Annotated in this window: 23 protein-coding genes; 8 read left to right on the forward strand and 15 right to left on the reverse strand. The window is 72.4% G+C overall.

Annotation, left to right across the window (positions count from 1 at the left end; genetic code table 11):
* Positions 1-19 precede the first annotated feature (19 nt).
* The 3 genes from BDZ31_RS05135 to BDZ31_RS05145 are packed head-to-tail and all read left to right on the forward strand — an operon-like array spanning position 20 to position 3086.
* Positions 20-1201, forward strand: a complete 1182-nt coding sequence (locus tag BDZ31_RS05135) for a PspC domain-containing protein (RefSeq protein WP_281381467.1) — start codon at positions 20-22, stop codon at positions 1199-1201.
* Positions 1198-2409, forward strand: coding sequence for a sensor histidine kinase (locus tag BDZ31_RS05140; RefSeq protein WP_183339637.1), 1212 nt, complete (start codon positions 1198-1200; stop codon positions 2407-2409). Before BDZ31_RS05135 ends, BDZ31_RS05140 begins: the two co-directional genes overlap by 4 nt.
* Positions 2406-3086 (forward strand): response regulator, encoded by a 681-nt coding sequence (locus tag BDZ31_RS05145; RefSeq protein WP_183339639.1) that lies wholly within the window; start codon positions 2406-2408, stop codon positions 3084-3086. Before BDZ31_RS05140 ends, BDZ31_RS05145 begins: the two co-directional genes overlap by 4 nt.
* 13 nt (positions 3087-3099) lie before the next feature.
* Here the strand turns inward: BDZ31_RS05145 and BDZ31_RS05150 are convergent, their stop codons facing one another.
* Both BDZ31_RS05150 and BDZ31_RS25825 read right to left on the reverse strand, forming a co-directional pair.
* Positions 3100-4047, reverse strand: a complete 948-nt coding sequence (locus tag BDZ31_RS05150) for an ATP-dependent DNA ligase (protein ID WP_183339641.1) — start codon at positions 4045-4047, stop codon at positions 3100-3102.
* Positions 3974-5002 (reverse strand): EamA family transporter, encoded by a 1029-nt coding sequence (locus tag BDZ31_RS25825; RefSeq protein WP_183339643.1) that lies wholly within the window; start codon positions 5000-5002, stop codon positions 3974-3976. The genes BDZ31_RS05150 and BDZ31_RS25825 overlap by 74 nt, the downstream gene beginning before the upstream one ends.
* A 71-nt stretch (positions 5003-5073) precedes the next feature.
* Here BDZ31_RS25825 and BDZ31_RS05160 point away from each other — a divergent pair, with 71 nt between their 5' ends.
* Positions 5074-5994, forward strand: coding sequence for a LysR family transcriptional regulator (locus BDZ31_RS05160; protein ID WP_183339645.1), 921 nt, complete (start codon positions 5074-5076; stop codon positions 5992-5994).
* Positions 5995-6082: 88 nt separating this feature from the next.
* A complete protein-coding gene (locus tag BDZ31_RS05165) occupies positions 6083-7180 on the forward strand; it encodes an acyltransferase family protein (RefSeq protein WP_183339647.1) in 1098 nt (365 codons plus the stop codon).
* A gap of 3 nt (positions 7181-7183) precedes the next feature.
* Here the strand turns inward: BDZ31_RS05165 and BDZ31_RS05170 are convergent, their stop codons facing one another.
* Positions 7184-7981, reverse strand: a complete 798-nt coding sequence (locus tag BDZ31_RS05170) for an SDR family NAD(P)-dependent oxidoreductase (protein ID WP_183339649.1) — start codon at positions 7979-7981, stop codon at positions 7184-7186.
* Positions 7982-8090: 109 nt separating this feature from the next.
* On the opposite strand from BDZ31_RS05170, the gene BDZ31_RS05175 reads away from it, so the two are divergent.
* Positions 8091-8807 carry an iron dependent repressor, metal binding and dimerization domain protein gene (locus tag BDZ31_RS05175; protein ID WP_183339651.1) on the forward strand — a complete coding sequence of 239 codons (717 nt, stop codon included), beginning with the start codon at positions 8091-8093 and terminating at the stop codon, positions 8805-8807.
* 41 nt (positions 8808-8848) lie between these two features.
* Here the strand turns inward: BDZ31_RS05175 and BDZ31_RS05180 are convergent, their stop codons facing one another.
* The 3 genes from BDZ31_RS05180 to sucC all read right to left on the reverse strand — a co-directional run bounded on the left by BDZ31_RS05180 (position 8849) and on the right by sucC (position 12083).
* Entirely contained in the window at positions 8849-9949 is a 1101-nt protein-coding gene (locus BDZ31_RS05180) for an aminotransferase-like domain-containing protein (protein ID WP_183339653.1), read from the reverse strand.
* Between the two features lie 104 nt (positions 9950-10053).
* Positions 10054-10932, reverse strand: a complete 879-nt coding sequence (gene sucD, locus BDZ31_RS05185; RefSeq protein WP_183339655.1) for a succinate--CoA ligase subunit alpha — start codon at positions 10930-10932, stop codon at positions 10054-10056.
* The gene (sucC, locus tag BDZ31_RS05190; RefSeq protein ID WP_183339656.1) at positions 10929-12083 is read right to left on the reverse strand and encodes an ADP-forming succinate--CoA ligase subunit beta; all 1155 of its coding nucleotides are present in this window, start codon (positions 12081-12083) and stop codon (positions 10929-10931) included. Before sucC ends, sucD begins: the two co-directional genes overlap by 4 nt.
* Positions 12084-12167: 84 nt before the next feature.
* Between sucC and BDZ31_RS05195 the strand changes: the two genes are divergently transcribed.
* Complete coding sequence (locus BDZ31_RS05195) at positions 12168-12848, forward strand: HAD family hydrolase (RefSeq protein ID WP_183339658.1); 681 nt, start codon at positions 12168-12170, stop codon at positions 12846-12848.
* A gap of 25 nt (positions 12849-12873) precedes the next feature.
* Entirely contained in the window at positions 12874-13668 is a 795-nt protein-coding gene (locus BDZ31_RS05200; protein WP_183339660.1) for an MBL fold metallo-hydrolase, read from the forward strand.
* A gap of 56 nt (positions 13669-13724) precedes the next feature.
* Here BDZ31_RS05200 and BDZ31_RS25830 read toward each other — a convergent pair whose 3' ends face one another.
* From BDZ31_RS25830 to BDZ31_RS05245, 9 genes are all read right to left on the reverse strand, one after another.
* On the reverse strand, positions 13725-14207 hold the full coding sequence (locus tag BDZ31_RS25830; protein WP_183339662.1) for a GNAT family N-acetyltransferase: 483 nt from the start codon (positions 14205-14207) through the stop codon (positions 13725-13727).
* Between the two features lie 76 nt (positions 14208-14283).
* Entirely contained in the window at positions 14284-16089 is a 1806-nt protein-coding gene (gene accC, locus BDZ31_RS05210; protein ID WP_183339664.1) for an acetyl-CoA carboxylase biotin carboxylase subunit, read from the reverse strand.
* 10 nt (positions 16090-16099) lie between these two features.
* The gene (locus BDZ31_RS05215) at positions 16100-17143 is read right to left on the reverse strand and encodes a phosphatase PAP2 family protein (RefSeq protein WP_183339666.1); all 1044 of its coding nucleotides are present in this window, start codon (positions 17141-17143) and stop codon (positions 16100-16102) included.
* A gap of 85 nt (positions 17144-17228) precedes the next feature.
* Positions 17229-18536 (reverse strand): sulfate adenylyltransferase subunit 1, encoded by a 1308-nt coding sequence (locus BDZ31_RS05220; protein WP_183339668.1) that lies wholly within the window; start codon positions 18534-18536, stop codon positions 17229-17231.
* Complete coding sequence (cysD, locus tag BDZ31_RS05225) at positions 18536-19441, reverse strand: sulfate adenylyltransferase subunit CysD (RefSeq protein WP_183339670.1); 906 nt, start codon at positions 19439-19441, stop codon at positions 18536-18538. The genes BDZ31_RS05220 and cysD overlap by 1 nt, the downstream gene beginning before the upstream one ends.
* On the reverse strand, positions 19438-20379 hold the full coding sequence (locus BDZ31_RS05230) for a sulfite exporter TauE/SafE family protein (RefSeq protein WP_183339672.1): 942 nt from the start codon (positions 20377-20379) through the stop codon (positions 19438-19440). The genes cysD and BDZ31_RS05230 overlap by 4 nt, the downstream gene beginning before the upstream one ends.
* A 52-nt stretch (positions 20380-20431) precedes the next feature.
* Positions 20432-21106, reverse strand: a complete 675-nt coding sequence (locus BDZ31_RS05235; protein ID WP_183339674.1) for a phosphoadenylyl-sulfate reductase — start codon at positions 21104-21106, stop codon at positions 20432-20434.
* A gap of 42 nt (positions 21107-21148) precedes the next feature.
* Positions 21149-21802 carry an HAD-IA family hydrolase gene (locus tag BDZ31_RS05240; protein ID WP_183339676.1) on the reverse strand — a complete coding sequence of 218 codons (654 nt, stop codon included), beginning with the start codon at positions 21800-21802 and terminating at the stop codon, positions 21149-21151.
* A 4-nt stretch (positions 21803-21806) separates the two neighbouring features.
* On the reverse strand, positions 21807-23639 hold the full coding sequence (locus BDZ31_RS05245) for a nitrite/sulfite reductase (protein WP_183339678.1): 1833 nt from the start codon (positions 23637-23639) through the stop codon (positions 21807-21809).
* Positions 23640-23724 lie beyond the last annotated feature (85 nt).

Raw genomic sequence — 23724 nt, forward strand, 5'->3', positions numbered from 1 at the left:
CCGCGCGCCGACCTGCACAATGGTGGCAGTGACCGCTGGCCCGTCCCACCGAGGCGCGCCGCTGCCCCAACCGCTGCGCCGCGCCCACGAAGGCCGGTGGCTCGGCGGCGTCTGTCGCGGCATGGCCAACCGCTGGGCGACGCCCGTCGCGCAGCTGCGCGCGCTGTTCGCCGTCGCCGCGCTGTTCGCCGGGCTCGGCCTGCTCGTCTACGCCGCCTGCTGGCTGGTGCTGCCGAGCGACGCCGAGGACGACCGGCCGTCGCTGCTGCGCGGCGTCGTCTCCGTCGCGGTGCTCGTCGCCGTGCTCGCCGGGCTGGCGACGCTCGCCGCGCTCTCCGCCGCCGCGACGCTGTTCGGCTTCGGCTGGGCGGTCGCGGTCGCGCTCGGCGCCTTCCTCGCCGGCGCGCTGGTGCTGCTGCCGGCGACGCGCCCGGCGTGGGCGCTGCTCCCGCTGGTCGCGGCGGCGCTGCCGGCGGTCGTCGTCGCGGCGAGCGGCGTGCGCGTCGCGGCGCAGGCGGGCCTGCAGGTCGCGGCGCCGCGGACTCCCGCGGAGATTCCCGGCGCCGGCTATCGCGCCGGGCTCGGCGAGCTGCTGGTCGACCTGCGCGGGCTGCGGGCGCCGCGCGACGCGACCGTGTCGCTGCCGATCGAGACCGGCTTCGGGCGCACGGTGGTCGCGCTCCCGGACGACCGCTGCTTCGACGTCGAGCTGCGCTACGGCTCGACGCTCGGCGGCTGGCCCGCGGTCCGCTCGCTCGCGCAGCGGATCAGCGCATCCGGCGAGTCGCAGGTGGTCGCCTACGGCGAGCCGCTGCGGCAGGACGGCGGGGCCTGGTCGCGGCGCAGCGACGACCCGCACGCGCCGACGCTGCAGATCGACTTCCGCAGCTTCGGCGGCGACCTGTTCGTGCGCGACTACCCGACCGCCGTCGGCCCGCTGTACCAGCCGGAGTGGCCGTACGGCTCCGTCTACTACGGCCCCGCCGGCGAGGCGCAGCTGGAGCGGCACCTGCGCGGCGCCTGCGCGCCGGGCGCGAGACGGCGCGAGCGCCTGGAGCGCAGACGGCGCGCAGCGCAGCGGGCGCAGGCGGAGCGACTGCGCGTGAGACCGCGCTGGACGCGGCCGCGAGCCCGTCCGCCGCGGCAGACCCGGCCGGCCGCTCCGGCGCCGCGCCCGACTCCGCGGGAGGAGACGCGATGAGCGCCCGCCTCGGCGATCCCGCCTGGCGCGCGACGGCCGTCACCGGACTGGCGCTGCTCGCCGCGCTCGCGCTCGCGCTCGTCGCCCACGACCGCGGGCCGCGGGTCGCCGCGGTCGCCGTCGCGGCCGGCACGCTGCCGGTCGTCGCGCTCGTGCTCGTCCCGCGGGCGGTGCGGCACCTGCGCGGGGACGCGGGCCGGTCGCTCCTGCTCGCGCTGCCGGTCGCGGCGCTCGCGCTCGCGCTGCTCGTCGTCGCCGGTCTCGACGGCCGCCGCGCCGTGCTGCTGCTGGCGATGGCGGCGCTCGGCGCCGCCGCCGGGGTCGTGCTGATCGGCAGCGAGCTGCGCCAGCGGACCGCGAACGCGGGCCGTCGCGCGGCGCGGACGCCGTGGCAGCGGCTGACGGCGGTAGAGCGGGTTCGCTCGCTGCCGTGGCAGGCCGGCGCCGGGGCGCTGCTGATCGGCTGGTCGGCGCTCGTCGGGATCGGCACCGCCGGGCCGCGGCTGTCGGGCTCAGGCGTCGCCTGGACGGCGCTGCTGATCGCGCTGATCGGCCTCGGCGCGCTCGTGCTGGTGCTCGTCCCGCTGCTGGTCGGCGCGGCCGCGCGCGGCGACCGCGACCGGCTCGCGCAGGCGCGCGAGGACGAGCGGCTGCGGGTCGCCGCTCACCTGCACGACTCGGTCCTGCAGACGCTCGCGCTCGTCCAGCGGCAGGCGTCGGACCCGGCGGCGGTCGCGCGGCTGGCGCGCGGCCAGGAGCGGGCGCTGCGGGCGTGGATGGCCGGCGAGGCCGAGCTCGACGCCGCGACGCTCGGCGGCGCGCTGCACGCGACCGTCGACGAGGTCGAGCGCCACGAGGAGGTCGAGATCGAGGCGACCGTGCTCGGCGACCGCGCGCTCGACGAGGCGGGGCGGGCGCTGGTCGCCGCCGCCCGGGAGGCGCTGCGCAACGCCGCCCGCCACGCGCCGGGCAGCGCGATCGTCGTCTTCGCGGAGCTGTCGCGCGACGGCGCCGCCGTGTGGGTGCGCGACGAGGGCGGCGGCTTCGACCCCGCGCGGATCCCGTCCGAGCGGCGCGGCGTGCGGGACGCGATCGTCGGCCGCATGGCCGGGGTCGGCGGGGAGGCGGCGATCGACTCGTCGCCGGGAGCGGGGACCGAGGTCGCGCTGCGCCTCGGCGACGCGATCGACAGGAGCGCAAGCGCATGACCGGCGACAGCGGACGGCGGCCGTCGGGCGCGAGGCGCCCGACCGTCGTGATCGTCGACGACCACCAGCTCTTCCGCGCCGGCGTCCGCGCCGAGCTGGCCGCGGCGTGCGAGGTCGTCGGCGAGGCGGCGGCGCCGGCGGAGGCGATCGCCGTGATCGCGGCCGCCGCGCCCGACGTGGTGCTGCTCGACGTCCATCTCCCCGACGGCGGCGGGCTCGCCGTGCTGGAGGCGTTCCGCGGCCGGGCCGACGCGCCGGCCTTCCTCGCGCTGTCGGTCTCCGACGCGGCCGAGGACGTCGTCCCGATGGTGCGCGCCGGCGCCCGCGGCTATGTCACGAAGACGATCGAGACGCCGGCGCTGCTCGACGCGATCGCGCGCGTCCGCGACGGCGAGCCGTACCTCAGCCCGCGGCTGGCCGCCTTCGTGCTGCAGGCGTTCAGCGCGCCGGAGGAGCGGGCCGACGACGAGCTCGACCAGCTGACGCCCCGCGAGCGCGAGGTGCTCCACCACCTCGCGCGCGGCTACCCGTACAAGCGGATCGCCCAACGGCTGGGCATCAGCCCGCGGACGGTCGAGACGCACGTCGGCTCGGTGCTGCGCAAGCTCCAGCTCTCCTCCCGCCACGAGCTGAGCCACTGGGCGGCGACGCGCGGCCTCCTTGGCAGGGAGGAGTGAGGGGCGCGAAGCCCTACTCGAACAGCTGCTCGATGCGGCAGTCGCGCGGCGGCTTGTCGTCGCGCCACCGTCTCAGCTTCGCGCCGTGGCGTATGCGGCGGCCGCTGATGTGGTCGCAGGAGACCTCGACGACCAGCTCGGGCCGCAGGCCGACCCACTCCAGCTCCTTGTCGCTGCGCCAGCGGCTGGGGTCGGCCGAGCCGGACTCGCCCGACCCGTACGGCGCCAGTCTGCCGACCAGCTCCCGTCTCTCCGCCGCTCTCAGCGACGAGGTGTGGCCGACGACGTGCAGCTCGCCGTCGTCGTCGTAGAGGCCAAGGATCAGCGAGCCGACCGTCGCGGGCTCCTTGCCCGGACGCCAGCCGACGATCACGCAGTCGAGCGTGCGGACGCGCTTGATCTTCGCCATCCCCTTGCGCTCGCCGGGCCGGTAGGGCGCGTCCCACTCCTTCGCGACGACCCCCTCGGAGGTCCCCTTCAGCCACTGCGCCGCCTCCTCCGACGTGCGCACCAGCGGGGTCCGCTCCAGCCCGGGGGCGTCGAGCGCGTCGAGCGCCGCGCGCCGCTCCCCGAACGGCAGCTCCAGCAGCGTGCGGTCGCCCTCGGCCAGCAGGTCGAACGCGACGAAGCGGGCCGGCGTCTCGACCGACAGCAGCTCGATCCGCGACGCGGCCGGATGGATCCGCTGCGAGAGCGTGTCGAACATCTGCACGCCGTGCTCGTCCTCGATCACGATCTCGCCGTCGACGACGTAGCGGCCCGGCGCGAAGCGCAGCTCGGGGAAGTAGCGCTCCAGCGGTCTGCCGCCGCGCGACTGGATGCGGACCTCCTCGCCGTCGACGAAGACGATCGCGCGGAAGCCGTCGAACTTCGGCTCGAACGCCCAGCTATCGCCGCTCGGGAGCGACGACCGCGAGCGAGCCAGCTGCGGGCTGAGGGGCGGGTTGAGCGGCAGGGTCACGCTCGTGCGAGCCTACCGGCTCGGCGAGATCGACCCGCGCGCGGGCGCGCAGCCGCAGCGCTCTCACGCCGGGCACCTGCAGCACGACGACGGCGGAGACGATCAGCAGGCCGCCGAGCAGCTGGACCGGCCCAAGGCGGTCGCCGAAGACGATCGCGGCCGCGACGACGGCGACGAACGGGTCGAGCGCCGACATGATCGACGCCCGGCTCGGTCCGAGCCGCTCGACGCCCGCGGTGAAGGCGGTCATGCCGATCGCGGTCGACACGACGGCGATCGCCCCGATCCACAGCCATGCCTCGGCGTGGAGGGCGTCGATCCGCAGCTCGCCGGTCGCGCCGCCGAAGACGGTGAACGAGATCGCGGCGCCGGTGCAGACGAGCGCGACCAGCTGCAGCGGATGGAGGCGGGCGCCGATCTCGTGGGTGCTGAGCACGTAGGCGGCGTAGAGGACGGCGGCGGCGAGCGCGAGCCCGGCGCCGAGCGGGTCGACCGCGCCGATCGAGCCGCCGAGCAGCACGAGCACGACCCCGCTCGTCGCGATCGCGACGGCGCCGAGCCGACGGCGCGACGGCGGCTCGCGCCGCAGCGCGATCGCGGCGACGACGACGATCGCCGGATAGGCGTAGATCAGCAGCTCGGCGAGTGACGCGTCGATCCGCGTCAGCGCTGTCGCGTACAGGCCCGACTCGAGGCTGTAGAGCAGCAGCCCCATCGTCAGCGCGGCCGCGGCGGCGCGCGGCGCGCCGATCCGGGCCACGCCGCGACGGGCGGCGATCGCCCACAGCAGCGCGGCGCCGATCGCGAAGCGGACCGACAGCAGCGTCAGCACGCTGGCGCCGGCGGCGTAGGCGAGCTTCGCCATCACGCCCATCGCGCCGAAGGAGGCGGCGGCGAGCAGGCAGAGGACGATGCCTTGGCGCTCGCGGCGGATCTGCGGGGCGGCGGGGGACACGTCCTCGACGGTAGGGGCCGAGGGGCCATCGCGTTACCCTTGATGTACTTGAGTAACCAAAGGTTTTGCCTATGACGCTGCAGCAGCTCCAGTACTTCCTCGCCGCGATCGAGCACGGCACCTTCAGCGCCGCCGCCGACGCGCTCTACCTCGCGCAGCCGTCGCTGTCGGAGCAGATCCGCCGGCTCGAGACCGAGCTCGGCGTCGCGCTGTTCGTGCGCGCCGGCCGCAGACTGGTGCTGACGGAGGCCGGGCGCGCGCTGCGCCCCGAGGCCGAGCGGACGCTCGAGGCGGCCGGCCGCGCCGCCGCCGCGGTCGCCGACGTGCGCGAGCTGCGCGGCGGGACGGCGACCTTCGGCACCTTCGGCGACGCGCCTGACTGGCTCGTCGGCAACATCGCCGCCAGCTTCCGCCGCCGCCACCCCGACGTGCGCCTGCGGCTGGTCGGCCTCAACTCCAGCGAGATCGCGGAGGAGGTGCGCGAGGGGCGCGTCGAGGCGGCGCTGATCGTCCTCCCGGTCGACGATGCCGGCCTCGACGTCCGTCCGGCGATGGAGGACGAGCTGGTCTACGTCAGCGCCGAGCCGGAGCTGACCGAGCGGCCGGTCCCGATCGAGCGGCTCGCCGAGCGGCCGCTGATCTTCTACGACGCCCGCTGGGGCCTGCAGGACCCGACCCGCCGCGCGCTCTTCGACCGCGCGCAGCGGGCCGGCGTGCGGCTCGAGCCGGCGATCGAGGTCGAGGAGGTCGGCGCCGCGCTCGACCTCGCCGCGCGCGGCTTCGGCGACGCCGTCATCTCGAGCTCGATCTCGCTCCGACGCCGCGCGCTCCCGAGCGCGCTCGGCCACGTCTCGTTCGACCCGCCGCTGCACGAGACCTTCGCCTTCGTCACCCGCCGCGGCGCCCCGCTCTCGCCGGCGACGAGGGAGCTGGTCGCGCTGGCCGAGCGGCAGCTCGCCGACCTCGAGGCTCGCCGCGCCGCGGCGCAGTGAGCCTCAGCACAGTGATGACTGGTCTGCTGCCGCGAATCTCCGTCGCCCCGTCACAACGCGGCTCCGTTCTCCGAACAACGAGTCAGATATGGAGAGCGACAGAGCGGGGCGATACAACGCGCTCGACGGACTGCGCGGCATCGCCGCCGCGGGCGTCGTGCTGCTGCACGTGTGGATGTACAGCGGTCGCGGCCGGGGCGAAGGGGGCCCGACGCTCATCGACCAGATCGCGCGGGAGGCGCGGCTGGGCGTCGTGCTCTTCTTCGTCCTCTCCGGCTTCCTGCTCTACCGGCCGTGGGTGTCCGCCGCGCTCGACGGGCGCGTGTCGCCGCGCCTGTCGACCTACGCGCTGCGCCGCGCGGCGCGGATCCTGCCGGCCTACTGGTTCGCGCTCGCCGGCGCCTTCGCGCTGACGCGCGCGCTCGACCATCCGCTCGCGCGCGAGCCCGAGCAGCTGTGGATCTACGCGCTGATGGTGCAGAACCAGTTCGCCTCCGCCGCCGGCGGCATCGACCCGCCGATGTGGAGCCTCGGCATCGAGGCCTCGTTCTACGTCGCGCTGCCGCTGCTCTGCCTCGTCGCCGTCCTGCTCGGCGGCGGCGCCCGGCGCGGCATCCGGCACGGGACGGCGGTGCAGCTCGCCTGCTGCGGCCTGCTCGTCGCGCTCGGCGTCGCGCTCAACACGGCCGACCATCTCGGCGACTGGCCGCGCACGACGACCAGCTCGCTGCCGTTCTTCGTCCAGTACTTCGCGCTCGGGATGGCGGCCGCCGTCGTCGTCCACCGCCGCTCCTGGTCGCGCCGCGTCGGCATCGCGCTCGTGCTGCTCGGCTGCGCGCTCGTCGTCGCCGACGGCGCCTGGCACGTCCGCCCGCACCTCCCGCTGCGCCACGAGCTGCGCGACGTGCCGGCGGCGCTGGGCTTCGCGCTCGTGATCGCGGCGCTGGTCGCCGCGCCGCTGCGCGCACGGCTCCTCACCTGCGCGCCGATCGCGCTGCTCGGCACGCTCTCCTACGGGATCTACCTGTGGCACTTCCCGGCGATCATCCTGCTGCGCAACCGCGACCTTTGGCCGGACGGGATGTGGCCGCGGTTCGCGGCGGTGATGGCGCTCTCCGCGGCGGTCGCCGCGATCAGCTGGCTGCTCGTCGAGCGCCCGATCCTGCGCTGGGCGCAGCGGCGCTGAGACTCACCGCCGCGGCGCCGCGGTCGCGCCGCGCAGGCGCCGCAGCACGGCGTCGGCGAGGCGCGGGGAGAGGCCGTGGGCGATGCCGAGCAGGCCGACGATCCGCGGAAAGGCGACGGCGCGGCGGTCGTCGCCGATCGCCGCCAGCACCGCCTCGGCGAGCGCGTCGGGGTCGGCCGCGCGCGGGCCGCCGCGGTACCAGACCGGCATCCGCTCCTTCTCGTGGTCGTGGAGCGCCGTCGCGATCTCCCCCGGGTAGACGACCGTCAGCCCGACGCCCGTCCCGGCCAGCTCGTGCCAGAGCGCCTCGCCGAAGGCGCGCTGCGCCGACTTCGTCGCGCCGTAGACGGCGGCGTCCGGGAACGATCGCTGCGCCGCCCCGGAGGAGACGATCGCGAGGTGGCCGCGGCCGGCGGCGACCATCGGCTCAAGCGCCGCGCGCGCCGTCCAGACGGTCCCGAGCCAGTTGACGGCCGTCATCCGCTCGATCCGCTCGGGCGCCAGCTCGCGGAACGGCCCGTAGAAGGCGACGCCGGCGTTGGCGACGGCGAGGTCGAGGCCGCCGGCCCGCTCGGCGAAGGCGGCGACCGCCGCCTCGACCGCCGCGCGGTCGGCGACGTCGCACGGCAGCGCGACGTGGCCGTCGCCCGGCAGCTCGGCGGCGAGCGCCTCCAGCTCCGCGCGCGAGCGCGACACCAGCCCGACGCGCGCGCCGCGCGCCGCGAGCTGCCGTGCCAGCGCCCGCCCGATCCCGCTCGACGCGCCCGTCACGAGCGCGCGCGTGTCCGCTCCGACCTCCATCGGCGGGAGCCTACCGACGCGACCGTCTAGCATCGGCAGCAGCGGCCGGGTCAGCGCGGCCCCGGGGCGCCGGCCCGGCACCGGCGGACGACGACGAAAGGCGGCGCAGGTGGCGCACGAGCACGTGACGGTGGCGGAGGAGGAGTACCTCCAGATGCTGTTCTGGCTGTTCGAGGCCAACCTGCCGATGACCGGCGCCAACCTCGCGCGGGCGATGCAGCTGTCGGCGCCGACCGTCCACGAGATGATCGGCCGCCTCGAGCGCGACGGCTACATCACGCGCGCGAGAGACAAGTCGATCTCGTTCACCGACGAGGGCCGCCGCCAGGCCGAGGAGGTGACCAGCCGCCACCGGCTGATCGAGCGCTTCCTGACCGACGTCGTCGGCGTCCCGTGGGACGAGGTCCACGAGGAGGCCGAGCGGCTCGAGCACGCGATGACGCCGCGCTTCGAGGCGTACGTGCGCGCCTCGGTCGCCGACGCGACGACCTGCCCCCACGGCCACCCGATCAAGGTCGGCGAGCGCGCCGCCGGCGTCCCGCTCGCCGACTGCGAGGTCGGCGCGAGGGTGTTCGTGCTGCGGCTGGAGAACGAGGCCGAGGACGTTCTCCACTACCTGATGGCCCACGGGGTCGAGCCGGGCCTGGAGGGCACGGTCGCCGCCTCCGACGACGACCACGTCACGATCGCCGCTGCCGACGGCGGCGACCGCACGATCACGCGGATCGTCGCCGAGACGGTCACCGTCAGAGCCGACCCGTCGCCGCCGCTGCGCACCGCGATCCCGGCCGAGCAGCTCGTGATGGGCGACCGCTACGGACGGTAGGCCGGCGTTCGGGGCCGCGCACCCGCGCGGCCCCGGGAAGGTCAGCCGACCGGCAGCGACTTCGCCGCGTCCGCGAGGCGGGCGACGCCCTCGCGGATCTGCTCGACGCCGACGCCCGAGTAGGCGAGGCGGAAGGCGTTCTCGCCGCCCTCGATCAGGAAGTCGGTCCCCTTCACGATCGCGACGCCGCGCTCGGCGGCCGCCTTGAAGAGCGCGTCGGCGTCGAAGCCGTCGGGCATCTCGACCCACAGGAAGTAGCCGCCCTCGGGCGCGACGAACCTCGCCTCCGGCAGCTGCGCCGCGAGCGCCTCGCCGAGCGCCTCGGCGCGCTCCTTCAGCGCGACCTTGACGGTCTCGATCGAGCGCGCGTAGGAGCCGTTGCGGCAGAACTCGTTGACGATCGACTGGGCGACCATGTTCGGCGAGATGTAGGTGTTGGTCGCCAGCTTCGCGATCCGCGCGATCAGCTTCTCCGGGCCGACGAGATAGCCGACGCGGATGCCCGGACAGACCGTCTTGGAGAACGACGAGGCGTAGACGACCTGGTCGTCGCTCGCGAGCGACAGCATCGTCGGCAGCGTCTCGCCGGTGAAGCGCAGCTCGACGTACGGGTCGTCCTCGAAGATCAGGAAGCCGTTGGCCTTCGCCAGCTCGACCAGCGCCTTGCGCTTCTCCAGGGAGAGCGTGTAGCCGGCCGGGTTCTGGAAGTTGGGGATCAGGTGCGCGAGGCGCGGCTTGACGCCGTCGGCGATCAGCGCCTCGATCCCCGTGACGTCGACGCCGTCGGGCTGGAGCGCGACCGGGCGCAGGTCGCCGCCGCGCGAGCGCAGCGACAGCAGCGTGCGGTCGTAGGTCGGCCGCTCGACGACGACCACGTCGTCGGGCTCGACGAGCGCCTCGAACAGGAAGGCGTCGGCCTGCATCGACCCGTTCGTGACGATCACGTTCTCCGGCGCCACGCCGTGCTTCTCCGCGATCCACGCGCGCAGCGGCCTGTACCCGATCGACGTGCCGTACGAGAACGTCCCGGCCGGGTCGGCGGCGAAGGCGGCGTCGGCCGCGGCGCGCAGCCCCTCGACGTCGATGATGTCGAGCGACGGAGCGCCGCGCGCGAAGGAGATCGGAGCGGGTTCGGAGGCCATGCCGCTCAGAGTACGCAAAACCTGCACCGGGGCGCAGGGCCGTAGACGACGCAGCGCCCCATGCGGGGCGCTGCCGTGCTACGTGCGCGTGTCGTGACCGTGGGCTACTTGGCGCCCAAGATCTCCATCGCGATCTCGGCCGTCTCGGTCGGCGTGCGGCCGACGCGGACGCCCTTGGCCTCCAGCGCCTCCTGCTTCGCTCTCGCCGTGCCGGCGGTACCGGAGACGATCGCGCCGGCGTGGCCCATCGTCTTGCCGGGGGGAGCGGTGAAGCCGGCGATGTAGGCGACGACCGGCTTGGTGACGTTGGCCGCGATGTACTCGGCGGCCTCCTCCTCGGCCGAGCCGCCGATCTCGCCCGACATCACGATGATCTCGGTCTCCGGGTCCTGCTCGAACAGCTCGATGATGTCGATGAACGACGAGCCGGGGACCGGGTCGCCGCCGATGCCGACGATCGACGAGTTGCCGAAGCCGCGCTGCGCCAGCTCGTTGCCGATCTGGTAGGTCAGCGTGCCGGAGCGCGAGACGACGCCGACGTTGCCCTGTCTGAAGAACGACGCCGGGATGATGCCGACGCTCGCCTTGCCCGGCGAGAGGATGCCGGGGCAGTTGGGGCCGACGAGGCGGACGTCCGGGTTGCGTCTCAGCTGCGTGTAGACGCGCAGCTCGTCGTGCGCCGGGATCCCCTCGGTGATCGCGATGATCAGTCTCACGCCCGCGTCGGCCGCCTCGAGGATCGAGTCGGCGGCGAAGCGCGGCGGGACGAAGATCATCGCCGTGTTGGCGCCGGCCTTGTCGACCGACTCCTGCACGGTGTTGAAGACCGGGATCCCCTCGACCTCCTGGCCGCCCTTGCCGGGCGTCACGCCGGCGACGACCTGCGTCCCGTAGCGCTTGTTGTTGGTCGCGTGGAAGGTGCCTTCGCGCCCGGTGATGCCGGTGACGACGAGGCGGGTCTCTCTGTCGACGAGGACGCTCATGCTGCAACTCCGGTCTTCGCGAGCTCGACGACCTTCTCGGCCGCCTCGTTCATCGTCGTCGCGGTGGCGACGTTGGGGAGGTTCGCGTCGGCGAGCAGCTTGCGGCCCTCGACGTCGTTGGTGCCGTCGAGGCGCACGACGAACGGCACCTCCGGCTTCACGATGTCGAACGCCTCGATCAGGCCCTTGGCGACCTCGTCGCAGCGCGTGATGCCGCCGAAGATGTTGAAGAGGACGGCTCTGACCTTCTCGTTGGAGAGGATCACCTCGACCGCGCTGACGATCGCGTCGGCCTTCGAGCCGCCGCCGGCGTCGAGGAAGTTGGCCGGCGCGCCGCCGGCCTGGGCGACGACGTCGAGCGTCGACATGACGAGCCCGGCGCCGTTGCCAAGGATGCCGATGTCGCCGTCGAGCTTCACGTAGGTGAGCCCGCGCTCGTGCGCCATCTGCTCCTGCGGGTCCTCGGCGGAGGGGTCGCGCAGCTCGGCGTTCTCCGGGTGGCGGAAGAGCGAGTTGCCGTCGAGCGTCACCTTCGCGTCGAGCGCCTTGACGTCGCGCTCCGGCGTGACGATCAGCGGGTTGACCTCGATCAGCATCGCCTCCTCGGCCTCGAAGGCGGCGTACAGCTTCGTCAGCATCGCGCCGACGGGCCGGACGAGGTCGGCCGGGATGTTGGCGGCGAACGCCAGCTTGCGGCCGTGGAAGTCCTGGAAGCCGAGCAGCGGGTCGACGTGCAGTCTCGCGATCGCCGTCGGGTCCTCCTCGGCGACGGCCTCGATGTCCATGCCGCCTCTCGTCGACAGCATGACCAGCGGCGCCTTCGCAGAGCGGTCGAAGACGATCGAGGCGTAGTACTCCTCGGCGATCTGCGAGGCGCCCTCGATCCAGACCTCGTGGACGGTGAAGCCCTTGATGTCCATGCCAAGGATGTCGGTGGCGTGTCGCGTCGCCTCCGCTCTGTCCTTGGCTATCTTCACGCCGCCGGCCTTGCCGCGGCCGCCGATCAGCACTTGCGCCTTGACGACGCAGGGATATCCGATTTCATCAGCCGCCGCGACGGCCTCGTCAACCGTCTTGGCGGGCTTCCCGGAGGGGACCGGGATTCCATGTCGGGCGAAAAGTTGCTTGCCCTGATATTCGAGCAGGTCCATAGCGTTCGCGGACTCTACTGAGCGCTACCAGAAACCGCCCCCAGAACGCGCAGCGGCTGGCGAAACAGGCATAATGGCCGGCCAATGGCCATTCCCAGAACAGTCACCTTCGTCACCTTCGACGTCTACGGCACCCTGATCGACTGGGATGCCGGGGCATACGACGCTTTCGCCAGAGAGGCGAGACGCGACGGCTTCACGATCGACCGCGACGCGCTGATCCCGCTGTTCCATTCGATCCAGCAGGAGATCCAGGCCGGCTCGTACGAGCTGTACGCCGAGGTGCTCCGTCGCACGGCCGTGCGCATCTCGGAGGAGCTGGACTGGGGCCTGGAGCCGTCTCGATCGGGCTTCCTGCCCGACTCGGTGCAGCGCTGGCCGGCCTTCAGAGAGTCCAACCCGGTGCTGGCGAGACTCGCCAAGCAGTACAGAACCGGGCTGATCTCGAACATCGACGACAAGCTGCTCGGCCAGACGCGGCGCCACATCCCGCTCGACTTCGACCTCGTCGTCACCGCCCAGCAGGTCCGCTCCTACAAGCCCGACCCGGCGCACTTCAAGGAGTGCGAGCGGCGCATCGGCGGCAAGAGAGGCTGGGTCCACGTCACCTCCAGCTACCCGACCGACGTCGAGCCGCTGCTGAGAATGAGAGTCCCGGTGATCTGGGTCAACCGCGACAGAGTCTCGCTGGAGAGCGGGCAGAAGAAGCCCGACGCGGAGGTCTCGAACCTGCGCGAGGCGGCGAGACTGCTCGGCGTCGGCTGAGGCCGGCGGCGGGAGGCACGGCCCGATGCGCGCCGTCAGCGTCCACCAGGACGTCATCGTCGTCACCAGCCGCATCTGGAAGACGACCGCGACGCTCGTCCGCGACGGCGGCGAGGCGTTCCTGATCGACTCGCCGATCCTGCCCGACGAGCTCGACGTGCTGCCGGCGCTCGCCGAGCAGGCCGAGTTCCGCGTCACCGGGCTGCTGGCGACCCACGCCGACTGGGACCACCTGCTCGGCGTCTACGCCTTCCCGGAGGCCGCGCTCGGCGTCGGCGAGACGACCGCCGCCCGGCTGACCGCCGAGCCGGGCGCCGCCGCGCGCGAGCTGCGCGACTTCGACGAGGAGTACTACATCGACCGCCCGCGGCCGTTCTCGGTCCCGGGCGTGCAGGCGCTGCCGGTGCCCGGCTACTGCGCCGTCGGCGACCGGGAGCTGGAGCTGCACCCGGCCGACGGCCACACCGCCGACGGCGCCGCCGTCTGGATCCCGTGGGCGCGCGTGCTGGTCGCCGGCGACTATCTCTCCTCGCACGCGATCCCGGAGCTGTCGCCGAGCGCCTCGATCGACAAGTACCTCGCGACGCTGAGACGGTTCGGCCCGCTGCTGACGCAGGCCGACGTCGTCGTCCCCGGCCACGGCGAGCCGCTCGACGGCGCCCGCGCCGCCGCGATCCTGCGCGAGGACGTCGCCTACCTCGAGGGGCTGCTCGGCGCGGAGCCCGAGAAGGCGCCGCTGCCGCTCGCCCGCCGCACCGGCGCGCAGAGGAACCTGCACGAGTACAACCTCTCGCTGCTGCGCGACGGCAAGGCGAGCTGAGCGCGCTCGCGGCGGCCGCTCCACGCTGGGGGTTGGTCCCCGGGCGGCGCCGCGCGTCAGGCGTCGTCGTCGAGCGAGCGCGCGAGGACGACGTCGCGCTTGCCGCCGGAGCGCCCGAAGCGGAAGCCGAACCGCTCGTAGAGCGCGATCGCCGGCGCGTTGTCCTCGTAGGTGTCGAGCTCGATCCAGCGGCAGCCGCGCTCCCTCGCGCGGTCGAGCGCCGCCTGGACGAGCGCCGCGCCGAGGCCGCCGCGGCGGGCGGTCGGCCGCACGTACAGGTCCTCCAGCACGCACTCGCTGCCGGCGCGCCAGAGGTTGAAACCGAAGCGCAGCTGGCAGACGGCGGCGGCCTGCGCGCCGCCGCCGGGGGCGGCGAGCAGGAACTCGGCCTCGCCGCGCTCCAGCACCCGCTCGACGCCGAAGTGGAAGGCGTTGTCGGAGGGCCAGTCGCGGCCGATGTGGTCACGGAACTCGACCAGCAGCTCCGCGACCGTCTCGGCGTCGTGCAGATCGGCCCGCCAGACGCGCGGCGCGCTCACCGCGGCCGCTCCGGGCGGGAAAGGCGAGCCGCCAGGCGAGCGTCTCCGGCGTGATGCAAGGCCGCCGGCCGCCGCATCACGCGGGGTCGGGCGATCTGATGACGGCGATCGTGTCGCCGGCGCTGATCGCCGCGCCCTCGGTGATCGGGATCTCGACGACGACGCCGGCCTTGTGGGCGGTGATCTCGTTCTCCATCTTCATCGCCTCGATGATGCAGAGCAGCTGGCCCTCCTGCACCGTGTCGCCCTGTCTCACCTTGACTCTCCACATGTTGCCCTGCATCGGCGAGGGGAGCGTGTCGGCGCCGCCGCCGGCACCGCCGCTCTTGCGCTCGCGGCGCGGTCTCTTCGCGCCGCCCGCGGCCGGGCCCGAGCCGTTCATCGCGACGACGGGGCCGCCGCCGGCGAACGGCGCGCCGATCACCTTCACGTCGAAGCGGCGGCCGGAGACCTCGACCGTGTAGGTCGACTCGACCTTCGCCTCCTCCTCGTCGCCGTCGCTGGAGACAGGCCCGTCCACTCTCGGGAAGGCGAGCGCTCTCAGCCACTTGCGGTCCTCGACGAGGTCGCGGCAGGTCTCCGCTCTCGCCCACTGGTCGGTCGCCAGCAGCGCTGAGTGGAACGGGATCAGCGTCTTCAGCTCGGTGATCTCGTACTCGTTCAGCGCGCGCAGCATCCGTCTGGTGGCGCTCTCGCGGTCGACGTCCCAGACGATCAGCTTCGCGACCATCGGGTCGTACATCGGCGAGACCTCGCCGCCCGGGCCGACGCCGGAGTCGACGCGCACGCCGGGGCCGGACGGCTCCTTGTAGTCGCCGATCCTGCCGGGCGCCGGGGCGAAGTTCTTCGACGCGTCCTCGGCGTTGATGCGGCACTCGATCGCGTGGCCGCGCAGGACGACGTCCTCCTGCTTGATCGACAGCGGCTCGCCGGCGGCGGCGCGGATGCCCTCCTTGACGATGTCGACGCCGGTCGTCATCTCGGTCACGCAGTGCTCGACCTGGACGCGGGTGTTCATCTCGAGGAAGTAGTACTCGCCGTCCTGCAGCAGGCCCTCGATCGTGCCGGCGCCGACGTAGTGGACGGCGGCGGCCGCGTCGGTCGCGATCTTGCCGATCTTCTCGCGCAGCTCGGCGTCGACGGCCGGCGCCGGCGACTCCTCGATCAGCTTCTGGTGGCGGCGCTGGACCGAGCAGTCGCGCTCGCCGAGGTGGATCACGTTGCCGTGGCGGTCGGCCAGCACCTGCACCTCGACGTGGCGCGGGTCGGGCAGGTAGCGCTCGAGGTAGACGGTCGGGTCGGAGAAGAACTTCTCGCCCTCGCGCGAGGCGCCCTCGAAGGCGGCCTCCAGCTCGTCGTCGGTCAGCGCGACGCGGAAGCCCTTGCCGCCGCCGCCGCCCGCGGCCTTGACCGCGACCGGGTAGCCGATCGTTCTCTCGATGATCCTGCGGGCCGCTCTGACGTCCTTGACCGGCTCGGTCGTGCCGGGGACGATCGGGACGCCGGCCTTCTTCATCAGCTCGCGCGCGGCGGTCTTGGAGCCCATCGCGTCGATCGCGGCGGCCGGCGGGCCGATGAAGGTGATGCCGGCCTCCTCGCAGGCGGCGGCGAAGGCGGCGTTCTCGGCCAGGAAGCCGTAGCCGGGGTGGATCGCCTCGGCGCCCGACCTCTTCGCCACCTCGAGGATCTTGTCGACTCTGAGGTAGGACTCGGCCGCGGGGCCGGGGCCGATCAGGTACGCCTCGTCGGCGCGCTTGACGTGCAGCGCATCGCGGTCGAGCTCGGAGTAGACGGCGACGGACGCGATGCCCATCTCCTCGCAGGCGCGGATCACCCGGACGGCGATCTCGCCGCGGTTGGCGATCAGGATCTTCGAGAACACGCGGCGGAGGTTAGAGGTTGGTGGTCGAAAACGACCCCGATCTGACGTTGCGATCGTTGCGTCGGCGAGCGGTCCATCGCGCGAACGCCCAACGCACCCAGAAGAAGGCGGCGACGGCGTAGATCCAGCCGAGCAGCACGTCGACGACGTAGTGCTCGCCGCTGTAGACGAGCGCGAAGCCCATCACGAGCGGATAGGCGGCGAGCACGAGCCGCACGAGGGCGGTCCAGGCACGTGCGTTCCGGCTTCCGTCGTCCCCTCCGCCGAGCCGCCGTGGAACTCGCAATCCGGAGGACGGCCACAGCTCCAGCGTGATCAGCAGCGAGTAGGCGGCGTGCAGCGACGGCACGGCGGCGACGTCGTTGGCGTACTGGTAGCCGGTGCCGACGAGGCCGAATCTCGGCGGCATGCCGAGCTGGCCCCAGATCTCCGGGATCACGCGGGTCGTCTCGCCGATCAGGCCGTGCTGGGCCGCCATCCACGGCGGCGCGGCGGGGAAGAGCGCGTAGGTCGCGAAGCCCAGCAGCGCGAGCGCCGCGACGGAGACGGCGAAGCGGCGGAAGCGCATGCGGTCGAGCTTCCACAGCACGCCGGCGAGCAGCGGGGTCGCGAAGAAGTGCGACATGTAGACGACCCACGCGATGACCGCGTACCACGGCAGCGTCCCGGGCGTGTAGAGGTGCTCCTGCAGCCACACCGTCGGGACGGTGCCGAGGAAGAGGATCTTGTCGGCGTCGATCTGCGGCAGCCAGAACGGCTCGAAGATCAGCCCGTCCGCCGCGCCGCGCAGCAGGTCGTAGAGCGCGAGCACCCCGAAGAACGGCAGCCAGTCGATCACGACGCCGCGCAGCCAGCCGCCGACGTCGCCGAGCGAGAAGGCGAGCAGCCCAACGATCACCCAGGCGGCGATCCAATCGCGCGTCAGCGGCAGCCCCTCGAAGGCGACGAACCAGATCGTCGCCCCGATCCACAGCAGCGGGCCGAGCAGCCGCAGCGCGCGCAGCCAGGCCGGTCGGGCGGCTCTCCGGTCCGTGGCTGCCGCGCTCGGCTCCATCGAGCGACCTTAGCGCGCACCCGTTCCCGCGAGCTCCCCGGCCAGCACGCGATGCAGCGCGCCGCCGTGGAACTCGCAATGCCCGTCAGGGCACGACGATCAGGCCGGCCCCGACGGTGTCGTTGGAGGCCTCGTCGATCAGGATGAAGCTGCCGGTGTCGCGGTTGCGCTCGTAGGAGTCGAACGCGAGCGGCGCGCTGAGGCGCAGCTTCACGTGGCCGATCTCGTTGAGCGACAGGCCGTCGGCGTCGCCGTTGCGCTCCAGCGTCTCGACGTCGAGCTTCCAGTCGATCCCGTCGACGATCGCCCGCGCGGCGCGCGTCGTGTGCTTGATCGCGTAGCGGCCGCCGGCCTTCAGCGGCGCGTCGGCCATCCAGCAGACGACCGCCTCCAGCTCGCGCGCGACGGTCGGCGCGTCGGACGGCCGGGCGATCATGTCGCCGCGCGAGACGTCGAGGTCGTCCTCGAGCAGCAGCGTCACCGACTCGGGCGGGAAGGCGTGGTCGCGCGGCCCGTCCAGCGTGTCGATCCCGGCGACCTTCGTCGTGCGGCCCGACGGCAGCACGACGACCTCCTCGCCCGGTCTGAAGACGCCGCCGGCGACCTGGCCGGCATAGCCGCGGTAGTCGTGGTAGCGCTCGTCGTTCTGCGGGCGGACGACCCACTGGACCGGGAAGCGCCAGTCGTCGAGGTTGCGGTCGCCTGCGATCTCGACGGACTCCAGGTGGTGCAGGAGCGTCGGGCCCGAGTACCACGGCATGTTCGCCGAGCCCTCGACGACGTTGTCGCCCTTCAGCGCCGAGATCGGGATGAACGTGATCTCGTTGAAGCCGTCGAAGGGCGCGGCCCACGCCTTGAAGTCGGCCACGATCGCGTCGAAGACGGCCTGGTCGTAGCCGACGAGGTCCATCTTGTTGATGCAGACGACGAGGTGGGGGGTGCGCAGCAGCGCCGAGATCGCGGCGTGGCGGCGCGACTGTCTGACGAGGCCGTTGCGGGCGTCGATGAGGACGAGCGAGAGGTCGGCGGTCGAGGCGCCGGTGACCATGTTGCGCGTGTACTGCTCGTGGCCGGGGCAGTCGGCGATGATGAAGCGCCGCTTGTCGGTCTGGAAGGAGCGGTAGGCGACGTCGATCGTGATGCCCTGCTCGCGCTCGGCGCGCAGGCCGTCGGTCAGCAGCGCGAGGTTGAGCTCGCCGTCTCCGCGTCGCTCGCTCGTCTCCTTCACGTGTGCGAGCTGGTCGGCGAGGATCGACTTCGCGTCGTGCAGGAGCCGCCCGATCAGCGTGCTCTTGCCGTCGTCGACCGAGCCCGCCGTCGCGAAGCGCAGCAGCTCGGTGGTGCCCGTGTCCCCGTCTCTCGGTCGCCCGTTCATCGTCGCGGTGGCGGCCATTAGAAGTAACCCTCTCGCTTGCGGTCTTCCATCGCGGCCTCGGTCGCGCGGTCGTCGGCGCGCGTCTGGCCTCGTTCGGTGATGTTGGTGGCGGCGATCTCGGCGACGACGCTCTCCAGCGTCGTCGCGGTCGACATCACCGCACCGGTGCAGCTGATGTCGCCGACGGTGCGGTAGCGCACCATCTCGGTGAAGACCTCCTCGCCCTCCAGCCGCTCCATGAAGTCGAAGGCGGCGTAGAGCATCCCGTCGCGTCTGAAGACCTCGCGCTCGTGGGCGAAGTAGATCGACGGCAGCTCCAGCTGCTCGCGCTCGATGTACTGCCAGACGTCGAGCTCGGTCCAGTTGGAGATCGGGAAGACGCGCACGTGCTCGCCCTTGCGGACGCGGCCGTTGTAGAGCGCCCACAGCTCGGGGCGCTGCGCCTTCGGATCCCACTGGCCGAAGTCGTCGCGGAAGGAGAAGATCCGCTCCTTGGCGCGGGCGCGCTCCTCGTCGCGGCGGGCGCCGCCGAAGGCCGCGTCGAAGCCGTGCTCCTCGATCGCGTCGAGCAGCGTCACCGTCTGGAGGCGGTTGCGCGAGGCGCGCGGTCCGGTCTCCTCGACGACGCGGCCCTTGTCGATCGACTCCTGCACCGAGGCGACGATCAGCCGCTCGCCGATCTCGGCGATGCGGCGATCGCGGTACTCGATCACCTCGGGGAAGTTGTGTCCCGTGTCGACGTGCATGACCGGGAAGGGGAAGCGGCCAGGGCGGAACGCCTTCTCGGCGAGCCGCAGCAGCACGATCGAGTCCTTGCCGCCCGAGAAGAGCAGCACCGGCCGCTCCAGCTCGGCGGCGACCTCGCGCATGATGTGGATCGCCTCCGCTTCGAGGGCGTCCAGATGTGAGAGCTCGTAGGTCATGCCTGTTCCGTTGCTGTGGTGTCGGTAGCGAGTGTGGGGGCCCGCTCCTCCGCCGGCCCGCTGGCTCTTCCGGAGCGCGAGCGGTGGAGCAGATAGGCCGCGATCGCGACGATCGCCGGCACAAGGAAGATGACATAGATCGGAATCTCGGCGCCGGCCTTCTTCGTCAGCGCGAGGCTGGCGGCCACCAGAACGATGCCCAGGAGGGGCCGCAGCGCGTTGTCGGAGATCTTGAACGCGAGGTTCGATCCGATCCAGACGCCGGGCAGCGAGCCGATCAGGATCGTGCCCGCCAGCGCGAGGTCGACGTTGCCGCTGACGAAGTGCGCGGCGGCGGCGATCCAGAGCAGGATCGCGGCGTGGAAGACGTCGGTCCCGACGACGCGGATCGGCGTCAGGCGGAAGATCATGATCAGCGCGACGGCGATCAGCGCGCCGCTGCCGGCCGAGGTGAGGCCGAGCACGAAGCCGACGCCGAGGCCGACGACGACGGCCGCGACCTTGTGGCGGACGTCGAACTCGAGGATCGTGTCGCGCTCCCCTTTGGCGTCGACGAACAGCGCCCGCGCGAGCACGGCGATTCCGGTCACGAGCAGCGCGCCGGCGACGAGGCCAAGGATCACCGTCTCGAAGTCCTGCCCGCCGAGCGCGTCCTCCAGCCAGTGCAGCACGCGCACGCCGCCGAGCGCGCCGGGGATCGAGCCGACGGCGAGCCACAGCGCGATCGTCATGTCGACGCTGCCGCGGCGCCAGTGGCGCCAGCCGCCGAGCGTCTTGGTCGCGGCGGCGTAGGCGAGGTCGGTGCCGATGGCCGTCGTCGGTGCGGTGCCGAGCACGAGGATCAGCAGCGGGGTCATCAGCGACCCGCCTCCGATCCCCGTCATCCCCACCAGCAGGCCGACGCCGAGTCCGAAGGCGATGACGAGAGGCCAGTCCATCGCCCGTCAGTCTTTCACTTGTCCGGTCGGATTAACCGGCTGACCCTCCTGGTCAGCCATGCAGGCCGCACTCGACCTTGCCGTTTCCGGCCCAGCGTCCGCTGCGATCGGCGGCCGGCACGGTGCAGTGCGTGCAGCCGATCGAGGCGTAGCCGCGGTCGTGCAGCGGGTTGTACGGCAGGTCGTGCTCGTGGATGTAGCGCCAGACGTCTCTCTCGCTCCAGTCGGCGAGCGGCGCGGCCTTCCAGATGCCGTGCTTGGCGTCCCAGGCGATCTTCGGGGTGTCGGCGCGCGTCGGGGCCTGGTCGCGGCGGACGCCGACGACCCAGGCGTCGACCTCGCCGAGCGCCTCCTTCAGCGGCGTCACCTTGCGGATCGAACAGCACTGGTCGGGGTTGCGCTTCCACAGCTCGGGGCCGAACTCGGCCTCCTGCTGCTCCAGCGTCATCCCGCGCCAGGCTTCGAACTGCGTGTCGTACCGCTGCTCCATCGCTCTCCACGTCTCGTAGGTCTCGGGGAAGAGAACACCGGTGTCGAGGGTGAAGATGCGGGCCTCCGGCTCGATTCTGAGCAGGAGGTCGATGAGGACCGACTCCTCCTGCTGGAAGGAGCAGGCGAGGAAGAGGCGGGGGTGGAAGCGCTCGACCATCCGGGCGAGCACCTGCTCGGCCGACAGCTCCTCCGCGCCGTCGGTGAGCGTGCTGTCGATCGGGGCTGCCGCGCTCATGGTCGGGAGAAATTAGCAGAAACCCGAGTGGATTTCATGAATTTAGACCGGCGCGGTCAACAAGGAGACGAGCGCGTTCATCTCCTCGAAGGTGCGCGCGCCGGCCTCCTCCAGCAGCGACGCGGGGGTGCGGGCGCTGTAGCCGAGCACCGTCATCCCGGCGGCGCGGCCGGCCTGCACGCCGGCGGGGCTGTCCTCGACGACGGTCGTCCGCCGCGGGTCGAAGCCCATCCGCGCGGCGGCGTGGAGGAAGAGGTCGGGCCACGGCTTGCCGCGGCCGACGTCGTCGGCGCTGAAGATCCGCGCGTCGTCGAAGCGGTCGCCGAGGCCGGCGGTCGCCAGCCCGTTGCGGATCCGCTCGTGGTCGCCGCTGGAGGCGACGCAATACGGGATCCCCCGCGCGTCGAGGTCGTCGAGCGCCGCCGCGATCCCCGGCACCGGCGGGACCTCCCGCGCCGCGTAGGCCGCGAACAGCCGCTCGCGGTAGGCCTCGGCGAGGGTCGCCGGCGGCGGCGCGCCGAGCCGCTCGGTCACGACCTCGACCATGTGGCCCCACGAGCGGCCCATGTAGTCGCGGACCGACTCCTCCGTCGTCGTCGGAGCGCCGATCCGCGTCAGCTCCTCGGCGAGGATCGCATTCGCGATCGGCTCGCTGTCGACAAGCACGCCGTCGCAATCGAAGATGACGGCGATCACGCGGCTATACCGCGCACTCGCCCTCGCCGCGGACCACCTCGAACGGGATGTTCTTGTTCCAGTCGATGAACAGGTTCATGTTCTCGAGGTTGAACTCGGCCGGCATCGCGAGGTCGCGCACGAGCTCCTCGAACGCTCTCGTCCCGACGCGCTCGGCGAAGGCGTTGAACTCCTCGCCGTCGGTGCGGTCGGACTCGTAGAAGCGGATCCAGCGCTCGACCGCCTCGGGGACGCGCTTGGAGGGCAGGCGCACCTTCAGGCGCGCGCCGTAGCCGACCTCGCCGCCCTCGTAGGTGCCGCCGATGTGCGGGATCGAGGCGGGGATCGTCTTGTCGCCGACCTTGATCGAGGCGCCGTAGAAGCCGATGTTCGCGATGTGGTGCTGCGAGCAGCCGTTCGGGCAGCCCGACATCTTGATGTGGATCCGGCGGGTCAGCGGGTCGTCGATTCTCATCGCGACGAGGCGATCCTTGACCGCCTCGTTGAGGCCCATCGAGCTGGTGATGCCGAGCTTGCAGGAGTCGGTGCCCGGGCAGGAGACGACGTCGGTGATCTCGTCGACGCCGGCCTCGCCGAGGTCGAGCGCCTTCAGCCGCGTCCAGACGTCGTAGAGCGCCTCGTCGCGGACCCAGCGCAGCACGATGTTCTGCTGCACCGTCGTGCGGGCGTAGCCGCCGCTGAAGTCGCGCATGATCGCCGCCAGCCCGCGGAACTGCTCGGGCGTGAGGTCGCCGCGCTCGATCTTGATCTCGACCGTCGAGAAGCCGGCCTGGCGCTGCGCTCTGACGTTGGTCGAGACGTAGTGCTCGAACTCGGAGAGGTCGCCGTTGGGCGTCCCGTAGGCGGGCTGCAGCGCCGGCGCGTTCGCCTCCTCGTCGTGGACGAACAGCCGCTGCATCGGGTCGAAGTCGCGCTCGTGGACCCAGTCGCCCTTCAGCTCCTCCTCGACCTGGCTGCGCAGCTCGTCGATGCCGAACTTGTCGACGAAGACCTTCAGGCGGGCGCGGGCGCGGTTCTTGCGCAGCCACTCCTGGCGGTCGAAGATGCGGAAGACGGCCTCGGCGACCTTCAGGTACTCGCCGTCCTCGGCTCTGACGAACTCGAACAGGGTCGGCGCGACGCGCGGCATGATCGAGGTGCCGCCGCCGACGCGCACCTCGAAGCCCTTCACGCCGTCCTCGATCCGCGCGATGAACGCGATGTCGTGGATGCCGGTGATCGAGCGGTCGGCCGTCGGCGAGCCCTCGAACGCCGTCTTGACCTTGCGCGGCATCAGCTGGGTCGTGGGGTGGCGCACGAAGTAGCGGACGTATGCGCCCGCCCAGGGCGTCGTGTCGAACAGCTCGTCGGCGCAGACGCCGGCCCACGGGTCGCCGGTGACGTTGCGGATCGTGTTGCCGCAGCCCTCGCGGGAGGAGAGGCCGACGGCGCTGATGTCGCGGATCAGCTTCGCGGCGTCGTCGAGCGGGACGTGGTGCATCTGGATGTTCTGGCGGGTGGTGACGTGACCCTTTCTGAGCGGCACGTACCGCTCGATCACGTCGGCGAACATCTCCATCTGCTCCGGCGTGACGCCGCCCCACGGCAGCTTCACGCGGATCATCTGGACGTTCGGCTGGCGCTGGCCGTAGACGCCCTGTCTCAGGCGGAAGCCGATGAACTGGTCCTCGGGGTAGGCGCCGCGCAGGAATCTCTGCGACTCGGTGTCGAAGTCGTCGAACTCGCGCTCGAGGATCGGGATGACGTGGCCGGGGACGTCCTGGACGACCTCCGGGTTGTCGATCGAGCCCAGCTTGCCGGGTCTCGTGCTCTTCTCGCTGACCGAGCTTGGCTCCATGCGCTGCGTTCCTCCTTGGGCGGGCGGGTCGCCAAATGTAGCAAACCCTGGAGGAATTTCGGGATTTAGATTGCGCCAGCGCGGC

This window comes from Conexibacter arvalis, assembly GCF_014199525.1.
Taxonomy (GTDB): domain Bacteria; phylum Actinomycetota; class Thermoleophilia; order Solirubrobacterales; family Solirubrobacteraceae; genus Conexibacter; species Conexibacter arvalis.

Coding starts and splice junctions, on each gene's coding strand:
- BDZ31_RS05140 (WP_183339637.1), top strand. CDS start 1,198: ATGAGCGCCCGCCTCGGCGATCCCGCCTGGCGCGCGACGGCCGTCACC.
- BDZ31_RS05230 (WP_183339672.1), bottom strand. CDS start 20,379: ATGGACTGGCCTCTCGTCATCGCCTTCGGACTCGGCGTCGGCCTGCTG.
- BDZ31_RS05160 (WP_183339645.1), top strand. CDS start 5,074: ATGACGCTGCAGCAGCTCCAGTACTTCCTCGCCGCGATCGAGCACGGC.
- sucC (WP_183339656.1), bottom strand. CDS start 12,083: ATGGACCTGCTCGAATATCAGGGCAAGCAACTTTTCGCCCGACATGGA.
- BDZ31_RS05165 (WP_183339647.1), top strand. CDS start 6,083: ATGGAGAGCGACAGAGCGGGGCGATACAACGCGCTCGACGGACTGCGC.
- BDZ31_RS05215 (WP_183339666.1), bottom strand. CDS start 17,143: ATGGAGCCGAGCGCGGCAGCCACGGACCGGAGAGCCGCCCGACCGGCC.
- BDZ31_RS05170 (WP_183339649.1), bottom strand. CDS start 7,981: ATGGAGGTCGGAGCGGACACGCGCGCGCTCGTGACGGGCGCGTCGAGC.
- BDZ31_RS05195 (WP_183339658.1), top strand. CDS start 12,168: ATGGCCATTCCCAGAACAGTCACCTTCGTCACCTTCGACGTCTACGGC.
- BDZ31_RS05220 (WP_183339668.1), bottom strand. CDS start 18,536: ATGGCCGCCACCGCGACGATGAACGGGCGACCGAGAGACGGGGACACG.
- BDZ31_RS05245 (WP_183339678.1), bottom strand. CDS start 23,639: ATGGAGCCAAGCTCGGTCAGCGAGAAGAGCACGAGACCCGGCAAGCTG.
- BDZ31_RS05235 (WP_183339674.1), bottom strand. CDS start 21,106: ATGAGCGCGGCAGCCCCGATCGACAGCACGCTCACCGACGGCGCGGAG.
- sucD (WP_183339655.1), bottom strand. CDS start 10,932: ATGAGCGTCCTCGTCGACAGAGAGACCCGCCTCGTCGTCACCGGCATC.
- BDZ31_RS05145 (WP_183339639.1), top strand. CDS start 2,406: ATGACCGGCGACAGCGGACGGCGGCCGTCGGGCGCGAGGCGCCCGACC.
- cysD (WP_183339670.1), bottom strand. CDS start 19,441: ATGACCTACGAGCTCTCACATCTGGACGCCCTCGAAGCGGAGGCGATC.
- BDZ31_RS05200 (WP_183339660.1), top strand. CDS start 12,874: ATGCGCGCCGTCAGCGTCCACCAGGACGTCATCGTCGTCACCAGCCGC.
- BDZ31_RS05135 (WP_281381467.1), top strand. CDS start 20: ATGGTGGCAGTGACCGCTGGCCCGTCCCACCGAGGCGCGCCGCTGCCC.
- BDZ31_RS05180 (WP_183339653.1), bottom strand. CDS start 9,949: ATGGCCTCCGAACCCGCTCCGATCTCCTTCGCGCGCGGCGCTCCGTCG.